This window comes from Marinobacterium rhizophilum DSM 18822 (assembly GCF_000378045.1).
GTDB classification, from domain to species: domain Bacteria; phylum Pseudomonadota; class Gammaproteobacteria; order Pseudomonadales; family Balneatricaceae; genus Marinobacterium_A; species Marinobacterium_A rhizophilum.
The window spans coordinates 39,938-54,579 of sequence record NZ_KB899104.1; the positions used below are offsets into that span (position 1 = coordinate 39,938).

9 protein-coding genes are annotated in these 14,642 nt (G+C 44.0%); all 9 read right to left on the minus strand.

Features of this window, described 5'->3' with window-relative positions; translation table 11 throughout:
• Positions 1-9 precede the first annotated feature (9 nt).
• On the minus strand, positions 10-903 hold the full coding sequence (locus F451_RS0116445) for a GDP-mannose 4,6-dehydratase (RefSeq protein WP_020682487.1): 894 nt from the start codon (positions 901-903) through the stop codon (positions 10-12).
• Positions 904-934: 31 nt separating this feature from the next.
• Positions 935-1,969 (minus strand): GDP-mannose 4,6-dehydratase, encoded by a 1,035-nt coding sequence (gmd, locus tag F451_RS0116450; RefSeq protein WP_020682488.1) that lies wholly within the window; start codon positions 1,967-1,969, stop codon positions 935-937.
• Positions 1,970-2,070: 101 nt separating this feature from the next.
• Complete coding sequence (locus F451_RS28095; RefSeq protein WP_020682489.1) at positions 2,071-2,217, minus strand: hypothetical protein; 147 nt, start codon at positions 2,215-2,217, stop codon at positions 2,071-2,073.
• A gap of 541 nt (positions 2,218-2,758) precedes the next feature.
• Positions 2,759-3,754 (minus strand): NAD-dependent epimerase/dehydratase family protein, encoded by a 996-nt coding sequence (locus F451_RS26795; protein ID WP_051103954.1) that lies wholly within the window; start codon positions 3,752-3,754, stop codon positions 2,759-2,761.
• A gap of 33 nt (positions 3,755-3,787) precedes the next feature.
• Positions 3,788-7,663 (minus strand): glycosyltransferase, encoded by a 3,876-nt coding sequence (locus tag F451_RS27300; RefSeq protein ID WP_083928454.1) that lies wholly within the window; start codon positions 7,661-7,663, stop codon positions 3,788-3,790.
• A gap of 108 nt (positions 7,664-7,771) precedes the next feature.
• On the minus strand, positions 7,772-9,418 hold the full coding sequence (locus F451_RS26800) for a class I SAM-dependent methyltransferase (protein WP_020682493.1): 1,647 nt from the start codon (positions 9,416-9,418) through the stop codon (positions 7,772-7,774).
• Between the two features lie 40 nt (positions 9,419-9,458).
• Entirely contained in the window at positions 9,459-11,222 is a 1,764-nt protein-coding gene (locus F451_RS0116480; RefSeq protein WP_020682494.1) for a hypothetical protein, read from the minus strand.
• Entirely contained in the window at positions 11,219-12,646 is a 1,428-nt protein-coding gene (locus F451_RS0116485) for a mannose-1-phosphate guanylyltransferase/mannose-6-phosphate isomerase (protein ID WP_020682495.1), read from the minus strand. The genes F451_RS0116480 and F451_RS0116485 overlap by 4 nt, the downstream gene beginning before the upstream one ends.
• Positions 12,636-14,474, minus strand: coding sequence for a glycosyltransferase (locus F451_RS0116490; protein WP_020682496.1), 1,839 nt, complete (start codon positions 14,472-14,474; stop codon positions 12,636-12,638). Before F451_RS0116490 ends, F451_RS0116485 begins: the two co-directional genes overlap by 11 nt.
• Positions 14,475-14,642 lie beyond the last annotated feature (168 nt).

Consider the following 14,642-nt stretch of genomic DNA (forward strand, 5'->3'; position numbering starts at 1 on the left):
TTGGGCCAATTATCCGCTAAGTGCTGCTTCCAGCATATTTTCCAGAGTGGTATCTAGATCGTATTGAGGCTCCCAACCTGTCAACTGCTTTAGCCGCTGATTAGAACCACAAAGACGTGGTATTTCGTTGTCTCTGACAAAGGCAGGATTAACCTGAACCGCTATCTTATACCCAGCTAAAACGCTGACCTTTTCAATAATGGTGCGCAGCGCGGTATCGGTACCCGAGCTGATATTGACCACGGTACCTGTAACCTCGCTATTGAGCAGTGCCATATATGCGTTCACCACATCCCTGACGTCCGAGAAATCACGGCTGACATCAATGTTCCCCAGTTCAATCGTGGAAGACCTGCTTGCAAAGTGATCGACAATCTTAGGTACGAGAAAACGGGTATGTTGGTGAGGGCCTGTGTAGTTGAAAGGACGAGTAATAACTATAGGCAGGCGTTCAAACCAGTTAGCCACCATGTGTTCCATCGCCAGTTTGCTACAAGCGTAATGATTCACTGGCGCTGGGCATACTCCTTCGTCGATCTCGCCAATATCCGGAGTACCGTATACGTTGGCACTACTGGCCACTAGTATTCGATCAGGGGGCGTTTCAAGTTCGGCTAAGGTCTGCAGCAGGTTGAGCGTGCCAAACACATTCACATCATAGAAAGCCCTCTGATTTTCATGACCTACAAAAGATAATGCCGCCAGGTGGATTACCCAGTTCGGTTTAACACGCTCAACGCAGGCTTTAACTGCTGATGCATCGGTTAGATCACACGCCAGAGATTGATCAGCGGTGGTGGGATGGTTACCCAACCCCACCACCTGAAACCCCTGACTTTTGAGCGCCTCGACCATGTACTGGCCGGTAAATCCAGATGCACCTGTCACTAACGCGATGGGCATTTGTTTGGCTCCTTTGGATAGAGGTGATTAGTTAAAATGAAAAGCCCTTGTCATTACGACGCAAGTCAGATTCGACCATCATTCGGCACAACTCTTCAAGACTTGTTTTTGGCTCCCAACCCAGCTCGTCTTTCGCTTTCTGAGGATTGCCAATCAGTAGCTCCACCTCAGCAGGGCGGTAAAACTTGGGATTAACACGAACCAAAACCTTGCCCGTGGAAACATCAATGCCCTGCTCATTCTCACCTTCGCCTTCCCAGCGCAGTTCAATTTCAACTGCCTTGAACGCTAGTGACACAAAGTCACGCACCGTTTCGGTACGGTTCGTGGCCAGCACATAGGTATTCGGCTTATCTGCCTGCAGCATACGCCACATACCTTCTACATACTCTTTGGCATAACCCCAGTCGCGCTTGGCATCCATGTTACCCAGCTCAAGCACATCCAACTTGCCCAGCTTGATCTTAGCCACTGAGTCTGTGATTTTCCTCGTTACAAACTCTCGGCCACGTAACGGCGACTCGTGGTTAAACAGAATGCCACTGCAGCCGAAAATGCCGTAAGACTCTCGGTAGTTGATGGTCATCCAGTGCGCGTAAAGCTTGGCAACTCCATAAGGACTTCTTGGATAGAAAGGCGTACTCTCAATCTGGGGAATCGCTTGCACCTTGCCAAACATCTCGGACGTCGAGGCCTGGTAAAAACGTATCTTGGGATTGACGATACGAATGGCTTCCAATAGGTTAACCGCGCCAGCGCCGGTAATATCCAGTGTAGTGAGCGGTTGCTCGAAAGATACACCTACAAAGCTCTGTGCAGCCAAGTTATACACTTCGGTGGCTTCGGTAGTTTGTAGTAGACGTATACTCGAAGATAAATCTGTCAGATCGTATTCAACTAGATTTAAGTTAGGGTGAATATGGATACCAAGCTCTTCGATTCGCCAAAAATTAACCGAACTCGTGCGACGGTATGTACCAAATACCGTGTAGCCTTTCTGAATCAATAGTTCGGCCAAATAAGCGCCGTCTTGTCCGGTAATACCTGTTATGATTGCTTTTTTCACTTATATTCTCCAGTAAAAATTCCTGAAAACCAAGTTAGCTTGGTTCAATTTGATCCAAAAATATCGAGCGTATAGACCTTGTCGCTTACATCAGTTAATTATTACGCCATCCGGTTGGTGAGAATCACATCCGCATATAATTTAAAGCTCTCCAAGTTACGTATTACCTTAAAACCAATGAAGGTTGCTTCTTTCAATACTGGTTCATAGACAATGACTTCAACTCCTTTAGCCTTGATACGCTTCATCTCACCTGTATAGCTGAAACACGAAAGTTATCTGCACCATCCTTCATAACAAGCCGATAAATGCTTACAACTTCAAGGCCACGTCGGAGCACCAAATCGATGCTAAAGTCCTTTCGGGTACAATTAGCGTCGACGACAATCGCAAATTAGATTGTTAGGTACGTCCTGGTCATTTTCACGTTATTGTTTTGTCTCTATGGACAGACCGCAGCCTCCATAACCGAAGTTGGGATTATTGTAGTTGTTTCCAATACGTCGAACCATCCCTACACTTTCGATAATTTTACGAGTATTTACGCGATGGATTCGGCGAAAGTATCCAACTCATTTAAGTACATATATTTCCGAGCAAGAAAGGCAGAAATATCTTTATCTTCAATAGGTGATACGCCCAAACTTAATAAAGCAACCATTTTCTTAACGACATCCACTGCCCTTACCGGCTGATGTTGGACCAAAAAGCGTGTGTTGAAAACCCAAAATAGCGAGTACCGGTTATCGAACTTTTAAAATTTATACCGCTCCCATAATCGCCGATTAATTAATACTTATAAAATTTTCTATACCAATTGACAAGATTGTTGACACCTTCAATGACGTCTACTTTTGGTAGATAACCTGTAGCTTCAAAAAATGCATTAGTATCCGCCCATGTCTGAGGTACATCGCCTGGCTGCATGGGTTGAAAGTCACACTTGGCTTTAAAACCAGTAGCTTGTTCAATAGCATGAATAAAGTCCATTAGCGCTACTGGAGTACCATGACCAATATTATAAAGCGCCCACGGAGCTGTACTTGTATCTGGAAATTTGGAATGTTCACCTTCTTTTGGGATTATATTCAAAATATTCGCAATACCTTCTACAATATCGTCGATATACGTAAAATCCCGAAACATCTCACCATTGTTAAACACTTGAATAGGACGGCCTTCTAAGATGGAACGAGTAAACTTAATAGGCGCCATGTCTGGACGTCCCCATGGTCCATATACGGTAAAAAATCGTAATCCGGTAGCAGGCAAACGATACAAATGCGAATAACTGTGGCTCATCAGTTCATTAGCTTTTTTTGTAGCAGCATAAAGACTCACTGGATGATCGACAGCATCAGTAGTTTTGAAAGGAACTTGTTCATTCATACCGTACACTGAGCTGGATGAAGCGAATACTAGATGTTCAATGGCATGACGTCGGCAACCTTCTAACACGTTAAGATGTCCAACTAGATTGCTATCAGCATAAGCATGGGGGTTTTCTATCGAGTAACGCACCCCTGCCTGTGCTGCAAGATGGATAACACGATTAAAACCATGTTTGATGAATAGCGACTCCATGCCATGCCGGTCGGAAATATCCAGCCGTTCGAAGTTCACATCCGAATATTTTTCAAGATCTTCTAATCGTGCATACTTAAGTGCCACATCATAGTAATCATTTAAGTTATCAATGCCTATTATTTCGTACCCATGCCCACTTAAGCGAGAAGCTACCGCATGCCCTATAAAACCAGCGACACCAGTTATCAAAATTTTCAAAGCGACACCTATTCAAAAAAATTAATTACTAATTCATTCTACGCTACGGATAAAATCTTGAATACTAGCCGATTCATCATACAGACGTAAAAGTTTTTTATAATCATCTTCATTTGGCTTTCGATTAAGCCTTACTATTGATGTTATCTCAATCAATCTTTGCTTATTTTTTTCTTGTAACTCTTCAAAAGACCCTGAAAAAAGATCTTCTAAAGCAGATACATTAATGACTTTTTCAGACTCTTTTTCTTTGTCACTCAGCCTATTCTCACACATATAACTAAGAGAGTTTTCGTCAACTACAATTGATCTAACCATCACACCGAGACTTCTATCGTCAGGAGAGCCCTTTAATTCTTTTGGATTAAGAAGCCTATCTACCTCGATATCAATGATTAATTCTGACCCTTTTAGATCTTCACTATTCGATATAAAATCACTCAACGCAAAGTCAAGCGTTAATACCCCGTTCTTAATATCACTCGTATTTAAACAAAGAGCCATATTGCCATTCAAAGAAACACTAACTCTTTGATTATTAATCTTACTTCCTATAGAAAGAAATGAAACGTTAATCTTCAATTTAGCCTTATCAATTCTTCCAAGATAATAAAATGAAATAGTTGAATTTAGTTGAGTTGACCAAACACCACTAGACTCAATATGAGACCAGCCTCTATTTAAAGACTTTTGCGCAGAAAGATTTCCTAAAGATCGTTCAAAAGTTAAACTCTTGCTTGGCAACAAAACAGGGGGAGAAAAACCATCAAATGGAAGTTTATCAAGATGACAGACAATATCTTTAATTGACCGTTCCCATTCATAGATTTTGAATCTTTTTCTTATTAAATCTTCTCTTGTACGTAATAGATCACGATTTTCAAGATAAATTCGAGCGCAATCAAGCCACGCCTTGAAATCATATGGATCTAACAACTCAGTCAAGTAAGGGGAAATTTCAGCTGTTGAACTAGTATTACTTGTAAGACATAGCTTATTATAGGCGAGACTTTCTGAAACAGGCAGTCCCCATCCTTCATACAAAGATGGAAAAACTGTAAACAAACAATTTTTATATAACCAATCCAAACCTGAATCATCTACATCAGATAAATGGTGTATATAACCGGCCAACTCATCATTCCTACTTAATATATCTACTACAGGATCATTCGGCCACATTACTCTACCAACAAATATTAATATTGGCGTTCTATCACCTCTTTCTTTTATAAGCCTTTCCCAAACATTTAAGAGTAAAGAGTGATTTTTTCTCTTATCAAACGAGCTTACAAATATTACAAACTCTTTTTCTGAATACTTATCGACCAAATCAGAAACATATTCACCTGCTCTATCGGTTACTGAAGTCCAGTCTCCTAATTTAGCGGGCAATATTTTTTTCTCATCAAAATCATTATCTTTTATAAAATCAACTAAGTCATCAGATGTTGACTTAGAATATGTAATAAAATGATCCACATGGGAAAATATATTTAGAGCATTTTTTTCAAACTTATCTGCAACTTCTTTTGGGTATAAATGAGATAATTTATAACGAACCAAGTCATGAACCATTAAGATAAACTTAGATCTTGTTGCATACTTGATTCGCTTCAAGCCTTGACAGTAACCATCATGCCCGGTCCACGCCCCGCCAAAACTTAATAGAAAATTATCATTATTATTTCCAACAAATCCAGTTTCACATAGGTTATTTTTATTTTTTATATTTAAAGACTCGATATTTTCTATAATATCATTATTTTCAACTTCATCTGACTCAAGCATAATAAAACTATTATCTGTTCGCCTCCAGCAAATAAAATTAGCACGGTCAGAAAATGACCTTTTAAATATTTGATATGATTTTTCAACAACTCTCGGAACACCAGATGGTTTTCCCTTAGCATAAACATAATCAGTTATATCAAAGTATATTTTTCTTTCATTACTCTTCTCGTTTAACGTAAAAACATTTACTTTCTCGTCTCTAACGTTCAGAGCTCTGTATATGCTCGCAGTTTCTTTTGCATGCTTAGTCCAATTAAAATTGATATCTATATATTCTTTTTGAGCACCGCTACGACCTCTACCAATAGACTTCTCCAACTTTTCACATAATCCATTTAAATCACTAGGTCGTACATAGTCAGCAAATTTTCCGAAATATTCTTCTTCGGATGAGCGGTCACTCAGGACTAAAGGGACACCAGTAGACGCAGCTTCCAACGCAGCCAGCGGTGCTCCTTCCGACCAACTAGGCAAAGTAAATACTGATGCTCCAGTAAATGCCGAACCAAGCAAGGGATCTTGAGGGTCTATTCTGGGAATAAATACGCCATAATCTCCAGCGTATTTTTTTACCAATCTCGCATAGTTTGGATTACCTTCATGTCCAATAAAGACAACTTTCTTACCTAATCTTTTGGCTGCTTCAGCTACCATTAACTGATTTTTTCGCGGTTCAATACGTCCCACACAAAGAATATATTCATCAATATTATATTTTGACTTAAACAAATCAGCATCAGCTCTATCAAACCGATTAGAATCAACTGGATTTTCAACTACGCTATAATTTTTTGGTAAAGCCCCAATGTGCTTCAAGCATTTAACTTCATATTTACTTAAGCAGACTACATGGTCAGCAAGATTCGTACAAGCTGCAACCTGACTGTGGTATCCAGGAAATATCTCTCGTATTGGAAGATTAGGCTCGTAGCGTATTCTTTCATCAGCATATTTTAGATTTTTATCCAAATCACTGTAATTTTGAAAAAAACCAGGAAGCTCTTGAGAGAAAAAAGCATGATTGGAAAGATTGAGAAAGATAGGTGAAAAAACAACTTTTTTTCCTGATGCCTTAGATGAATACATTTTTTCAACACAGCTATCAGGATGCCAAATATTAAATATATGAGCTATTTTAGAGTCACTGAAAGATATTTTATTATTCTTAACATATTCTCCTTTAATACCCTGATTAAAAAGGGCCTTAGCTGTAGCCGGAACACGCACTGACGGACCGCCTAAACTTTTCTTTTCGCTTCCGTGGGTAATTAAAAGAACTTTTCCTTTTGTTTTTGAAATATCTTTTGAAGACTTATATTCACTTAACAATTTATCAAATAGAATTATATGTTTTTCTGCCCAATTATCCCATGAGTAATCTAAAGCACTCTTCCTTAGCTCACGCCGTTCATGTACCAGTTTTTCCAAAACCACTCTAAGAGAATCAGGATTACCATTCTCAAACTCAATATGAGGAAAGTTTCTAACCCAACCCACATCTGATGAAATTATTGGTATTCCGCAAGCAAGCCCTTCTACTACAGACATAGGGCCTCCTTCGTAAAGAGCGGGAACTAACACATAGTCAAGATCATTATAAAATTCCGGCATCTTTTCATCAGGAACATTATATGCTTCACCTGGCCATCCAGAGCCTGTAAAGCGCCACTCTATTCCAGGTATATCCATAACGCGTGAAATAATAGACTCACCTTTTCTCCCCGTATGGTACGTTCGCCCTACTATTCCAATCTTAATATTTGGCTTAAACTTCATTAGGTCAACCCCCGGGGGTATAACCACTACATTCTCGACTCCTTCGTTTTGAAGTTCTTTTTTGTACATACTAGACATACAAATACACTGATCGACTTCTTTAGCATTACGAATGAAACGATTTCTAGCACTTTCATCTTTTTCAGAATGTGTAAAAAATCCAACCTCTATAGGTACTACTCGCTTTTTTCTCGCAGAATAATTTACATAATATTGAAGCGTGGCATTTGGATCATCTTCAAGTCCATAAGTAATTTTGCTATCAAGCTTAATTATCTCGCTCGCACACTTCTCTAATATCCAGCCACTGTCTGCAATCTTAATATGTATCTTACTCATAAGGCATATCTCTAAAAACTAAAATTAAATATTTAAAAACTTGATAACAGAATTAAATCCAAGGCACTCTGTCTAATAAACCTATCAATGCCAGCTCATATAATGCAATTATTCGATAATTCCCATCGATTTTTCAAGACCAGCAAATGATATGCCATACTCAATATCCCATATTTCCGCTAAATGTAAGTCACTATTATATTTAGCAGCAATTACGGCATAATCCGGACTTATACCTTTTAGAAAATATATAAATTCAAACTTAGCTTTATATTTCAATTCCGTATTTTCTTGTAACCTTAGAACCTTTACCTTTTTATATCCATAATACTCACAAACAAAAGCAAGCAAAGGTGGGGGCAAAGGATTACGGTGGGTCGGATCCATATAAAAATTACAGGTGCCCACTGTATAATTTTCAGGATTTGGTGTTTCCATAATCAGGATCCCTTCGGGGACCAGTATCCGTTTGGCCTGCTCAACTATCGTACGTAACGTCTCGAAAGCAATATGCTCCACCACATGAATCAAACTGATGCAGATACGACTAGCGTCCGGTAGCTTTTCCAAATACTCTGCTACATCACCTTCCATCACGTTTAGCCCCCGTTCTCGACATGCACTTAACATGCCTAAGTCACGGTCTACACCCTCAGCATCGATGCCGTGCTCCTGCAGAAGTTCAAGCCACTCACCGCGGCCACAACCTAGATCAAGCGCCGGTAATTCCGGGTATTTATCAGAAATTGGCGCTACAAAGGATAAATAAACAGCCACTCGTTTTTTGATTTTTTCACGTGTACCACGAAACTTATCCTCAAATGCACGATAAAAATTATCATAATGGGCCTTTTCCTTTTCTGCCGTATACGTACCCCGCAGATTCTTAGTAGCAAGCTCTCTCTGAACTCTGAATTTTGCCAACCGCCTTCTAAGTAAATTGCATTCCTTTTCCAGTTTTACTACTTTGGCCTGCTCAGCCATCAGAGCATCAATATTCAAATCGTACTGAAGCAGCACATTTTCATTTTGCTCCAGCAACTGCGCATTTTCCGCTTCCAGTTCCTCCCGCTGCCTATTTAGCTCAGCAAGCACGTGCTGCTGTATCTGTTGATGTTGCGTCACAGCCGCCAGCTTCTTCGTCAACTGTAAGTTATCTTCAGCCAGGGGATGCAAAGTAAACACTTGCGCGTGAGGTGACAGGCTATCCGCTAGCGATCTGAGCAACACATTATCCTCCACCACACTAACTGGCGGTTTCAGGGAATGAGAGCTATGTCTGGACTGAATAACCACTACTGCTGAAAACTGCAGTAGCTGGCCACTGCCTTCCAACTTATCTAATAGTGGCTGCATCTCTTCGCCCAGATCAATCACTAGAAGATTTTGCGTATTTCTTTCACCAAGTAACTCCGCAACCAACGTGCAGATATCGCTAGTTAACTGTTCGCATTTTCTTAGGCAGCTCAGCCCAGGATAAAGCGCTTTAAGTTCGACACTGACTGGGTGTATGCCATTGGCCCAAGGCAGGTTGTAGACATTAAAAGTTGCCAAGCGTTTTTCCGTGTCTACCAGAGCCTGCCGTATGCCTAACTGCAGGCAAGATTTATGCTCTCCTTGAAGCCCTTCCACCACCTCTTGATCTGCGTCAATCAACCACAGGTGTTCTGCCACCTTCTGTAAAGCCGCTAGAGGTGGATGGGAACCGCAGCCTAAGAAAATAAGCGTGCTGTAGAGGGGGGGAATTTGCGTCATGGCTTGTATCCACTCCGGGTTCAGCGTTTTTTACGGCTCTCTATTTTTTTACTTTTGCTTGGTGAATGCATTGTACATCTGCTGCTAACTTCTGCCAGTCGGACCAGTTGCGCCCCAGCTGCCAATCACTCTGCTGCAGCTTGCTAAGTATCTTCGGCAATTGCTGTATCAGCTCAGTGATTAGCTGTTGATCCTGCGAATTCAGTTTTTTCCAAACTGTCATGTCCATGGCGTTGGGCGTAGCAAAACGAAGCTCCAGCTTGCTACCATACTCGTCCCGATTTTCTTCAAACCAGTTGGCAAACATGCCTGCTCCCTGTTGAGGGAACTCCAATTTCGGCTCGTTGCCAAACTGGCCGGGGCTCACATTGGCGCAGGAAAGGCGGAACTGCCAGTCATCTTGGTATTGGACGCCAAAGCTGAGAGATTTAAGGCTTATCCAAAGATGCTCGTAGTCTGAATTTACCTTAGCTCTATGCAGGCGGACTTGCTCATATTTCAGTTTCGGCGACTGCGTTTTATTTTTCCCAAACAGCAGTCTAGACAAGGAGGTGATCGTTGGCGCCTGGACCTGGTTTTCTGCCTGATGTAACTGCTGCTTCAGCTTCTGTACCTGCGGGATTAGCTCGCTGTTCTGCTTCGCCAGATTCTGCTGTTCTAAGAAGCAGTGTTCCAGTTCCCTCTGTACCTGATGCAGTTGCACCAGAAGCAACTCGTTTTTCTCTAGAGTTTCCGATTGATAATGCTGCGGGGTTTGCTGCTTGACCGGTGAGGCTTCTAATTGCTGTACTCTTGCTTCCTCCAGCTGTTGCTGTAACTTTTGCTTGCTAAGGAATGTACTCTCTAGTTCCTCTTGCACTTGATACAGCCGCTGTAGCAACAACTCGTTTTCTACCTGATTTTCCTGTTTCGCCTGTTTTACTGCTTCCTGCTGTTGCTCGATGGTATCTTGATAGAGCGTCACCAATTTTTGTTTCTGATCAAGCTGTCCGCGTAGCTTACGGTAATCAGTAAACAGGTTCGTTATTATGTTAGTATTCAAGTCTTTTTTAAGCCACTCCATTAGACGATTTCTGGCCGGCGTGTCATTTTTCGCCGCCGGAAAGGGATATTGGGCTGCTTGCAGTTCAGAATAAAGCCCTGTTATATCTTTTGTACTAGCCTTGATCAATTCACAAATAATTAAGCTAGCAATGCTATCCGGCTGCGGTACAATATTCTCCGCAACTGATTTTCTACTGTTTTCTAATACTCTGCTGGCATCCAGTGGCAATTGCCACTGCTCGTGAGCAATGGCCAACTGACCACCCAGTTGCTGCAGAGCATCGTTGGCGTCAATTAGCAGGCAGCGCTCAGAATGATTTAAGTAAAATTGCAACATTTTCTGGTGCTGGGCATACCATGTATCCAGCCAAGCGCTGGGGTTTTCCTCAGCAGTACTACCTTCCTTCTGTGTCAGACGTATAGCCAACTCCTGCTCCGGGCGGGTGCACACCAGCAAAAAGTGGATACTGGGTTCCAGCTCCGCCCAGAACTCTAAAGCATCCACGCTATGCGCTTCATACCAGCCCCAGCAATCGCTGTCGATATTGGCAAGAAGCAAATCCACTGCGAGATTTTCCCACAACCGGCCAATCGGGCGCTCATTGACCAAGCTTGAGATAACCTTCTGGTGCCAGAGGGAAAAATCCAAGGAGCGGTCACGCATTAGTGTTTTCGGTTTGGCCATTCCAGCACGGTAAAAAGGTGCTGCAATCTCGGCTAAAGTAGAATTATCTGCCCCGGTTATACAAAGAGTTTTCATTTGGTTCTTCCATATCCGTCTTCAAAACGCACGATATCATCTTCACCCAGATAACTACCCGACTGCACTTCAATTAAGTGCAATGGGACCTTACCCGGATTTTCTAGGCGGTGTGTATCCCCGATTGGGATGTAAGTGGACTCGTTTTCGCGCAGCAGAAAGCTTTTTTCACCAGCGGTAACCAACGCTGTTCCACTGACGACTATCCAGTGCTCTGCACGATGATGGTGCATTTGTAGCGACAGTTTCTCTCCTGGATTAACGGTAATGCGCTTCACCTGGTAGCGTTCGCCTAGGTCAATACCTCGATAAGATCCCCAGGGTCGATGCACTTTGGTATGCAGATTATGCTCATAGCGCCCGTCAGCCTTTAATTTGTCCACAAGCTTTTTAACATCCTGGGCGTTATTCTTGTTAACCACCAAGACCGCATCATCAGTTGCAACGACAATGACATCATCCAGACCCGAAACAGCTACCAGAGCATGATCAGCGTGAACGTAACTGTTACGGGTGTTATGCAGTACTACGTCACCGTGCTGAGCGTTTCCAGCTTCATCCTTATCTTCGATCTCCCACAGCGCAGACCAGGCCCCTAGGTCACTCCAGCTCATATCCACGGGTATAACCGCTGCGCGCTCTGTCTTTTCCATCACTGCATAGTCAATAGAGTCAGAAGGAGACGCCGCAAACGCCTTGGCATTCAGGCGGCAGAAATTCAGATCCTGCTCTGCCAAGCTCAGAGCCTTATCACAGGCCTCTACCATTTCCGGGTTAAACTCCATCAGTTCATTCAAATACTGGCGAGCGCTGAACAGAAAAATGCCGCTGTTCCACAAGTATTCTCCCGAAGCGAGGTACTCCTCCGCTGTTGGCAGGTCAGGCTTCTCCACGAAACGTGCAACCTGATGAACACCTTCGGCGCTATCAAGCATTGAGCCTTTCTCTATGTAGCCGTAGCCAGTTTCAGGCTTGTTCGGAGCAATACCGAAAGTAACAAACATACCTGCCTTCGCAGCCTTGCTTGCTTTTTCAACGGCCTGATGAAATGCCTGCGGTTTCAAGATGACGTGATCGGAGGGCAATACCAGCATCAGGGCATCTTCATGTACGTGTAACAGGCTCATGGCTGCTATTGCCACGGCTGGCGCCGTATTTCGCCCAACCGGCTCAAGAATAATCTTGGTTGGATTAATACCTGCGCTACGCAGTTGCTCTGCTACGATAAAACGGTGCTCTTCGTTACAGATCATCAATGGCGCACTGAACTGAGCTGATGACACCCGTGCAGCGGTGTCCTGAAGCATAGTGTTATCACCCGTTAAGGATAAAAACTGCTTCGGGTAGCCGGCACGAGACAGCGGCCAGAGACGACTGCCGGAGCCGCCGGAGAGAATAACGGGATGTATGAGATTAGGGCTCATATACTGTCCTTTCCTGTTCAGTATTAAATTGTGCGATCTGATCCAAACGCTGTTTGAATACGCGACCACAGTACGCCGGTGAAAATTGCACTGTGTCATATTCGATAGGCTGTTTCCGGCGCCCTTGTCGCTGGCACTGCTGCATCAGTTGTGCGGCATGGTCGATATCCGGTTCGGCCCATTGCTGGCCATCTCCATAGAAATAATCGCCCGTGGCCAAAGGTTTGAGTCTATATTTCACTTGCAAAGTGGGCGGGGTGCGGCAGAACTCCATGTTGCCCGAATAGCCGGTTGCGATCAGTCGCATCCCCAGCAGCTGCGCTTCTGCCAGACCGCGGCCAAAACCTTCACTGCGGTGCAGTGACACATAACAATCGCAGTTACGGTAAAGCGCGAGCACCTCGGGACGGCGTAACTCGCTGCTGATCAGGTGGATACGGCTGTCGCCCTGGATCAGCTTTTCGAGCTGTTTCCACTGGGGTTTATCCCGCTTGAGATGGCTGATCTTCAGTACCAGGCCAACTTCGTTGGCACTTTTAACCTCAAAGGCCTTCTTGAACGCTTCGATAACACCTGCTGGATATTTACGGGTCGGCGTAGAGTTCATGTCGAACGAAAACACAAACAGGTAGGCCGCCCCCGGCAACTGCCAATGCTCTCGCTGGTAGTCACCCACGTCACCGATCACCACAGGAAGCGGTATTGGCGTAACAGGCACCGGTGCTTTGGCATAGGCATCGGCCGTATACTGACTGATACCCCAGAGTTCATCTACAAGACTCCATGCATGGTGCCAGGCTTCGGGCCACTCTGGCAGCTCCCAGGGCCAAAGACCGATGTTGTAACGACCAGCCAGAACGCCTGCACCCCGTTCCGTGATGTAACGCGTCATCTCAATGCCGGTCATACAAAAGATGTTGGTCGCATATTGGGGCTCAGCCGCAATCCAGGAATCGGCACTTGCATCCGCCTGGCTCACATCATTGCCAAGCTCGATATTGATGATGCAAAAGGGAATACCTACAGCTTGCAGTGCCAGAGCCAGCATTCGGACATCTTCACCGATACCGAGTTCGCCCTTGGCATAGCCATAGAGGTTGACGCCAAAGGCGTTGGATTCAAAACTAGCTGATCGACTCCTTGCAGGGGCTTTATTGTTTACACCGAGCAAACGTGCAATCCGGGTTTGCTCGTCAGTTGTTGGTCTACCATGCCTGCCACGCGTGAGCGCCAGCAGTTCATTAACTTTAACCGGTAGAACGCGCGCCAGCATTCGACTCAGCCAGTTGCCGGTATCGACGGTTTGCGATGTTACGAGTTCCCGCAGCGCTGTTTCATGCCAGTTGCTGATAAGGTCAATGTTATTATTCATGACCATCGCGCGCTCGGTCTTTTGATCCCTGGGCAGAGTGATCGCCTCAAGCAACTGCTCAGGAGTATTGAAACCGGCTACCAGAGCGTTGTGCTGCCATTGTGGTATATCATCAAGTCCTATCAGTTGCCGCCCTTCCCGGAAAAACCAGCGCGCCGTTCGATGGCGCAGTGTCTTACTGGCGCTAATCTGGCCCTGCCAGTATTTGGCACGGTGCAGCCCGGCCAAGTACATACCGCAGCTGTATACCTCCTGCCAAGGGTCGCCTTTTATTTCGGGCAAGTTAATAGGCTGTCGCAACTCGTCGTTCCAAGCTTCGATTTCTGTCAACAGAACGCACTCACGGCGGCCTATAGCAGCGCACCAGGCCAGAAAACGCAGATAGTCCTCGCGCCTACTTTTGTGCAGTGGAAAGCGCTGTTGCAGGTTGGGCTTAAGTAGCCAGATAACGAGCATTCCTCCGTAAATACGGGTCGGGAGCCGGAATGGAAGATCTACAGGTTGATGGTACGGATGCATGTAACCTTCATATTTTTAGCCAATTAGAATCATAGCCATTTAAATCTAAAACTCATTTCTGTTTATTAGATATAAAAATTTTTATCAACCTGCGTGCATATAGGT

Bases quoted from the DNA above. Each gene is read 5' to 3' on its own strand.
- F451_RS0116480 (WP_020682494.1), bottom strand. From the start codon at position 11,222: ATGAAAACTCTTTGTATAACCGGGGCAGATAATTCTACTTTAGCCGAG.
- F451_RS27300 (WP_083928454.1), bottom strand. From the start codon at position 7,663: ATGAGTAAGATACATATTAAGATTGCAGACAGTGGCTGGATATTAGAG.
- F451_RS0116490 (WP_020682496.1), bottom strand. From the start codon at position 14,474: ATGCTCGTTATCTGGCTACTTAAGCCCAACCTGCAACAGCGCTTTCCA.
- F451_RS26800 (WP_020682493.1), bottom strand. From the start codon at position 9,418: ATGACGCAAATTCCCCCCCTCTACAGCACGCTTATTTTCTTAGGCTGC.
- F451_RS28095 (WP_020682489.1), bottom strand. From the start codon at position 2,217: ATGAAGCGTATCAAGGCTAAAGGAGTTGAAGTCATTGTCTATGAACCA.
- F451_RS0116485 (WP_020682495.1), bottom strand. From the start codon at position 12,646: ATGAGCCCTAATCTCATACATCCCGTTATTCTCTCCGGCGGCTCCGGC.
- F451_RS0116445 (WP_020682487.1), bottom strand. From the start codon at position 903: ATGCCCATCGCGTTAGTGACAGGTGCATCTGGATTTACCGGCCAGTAC.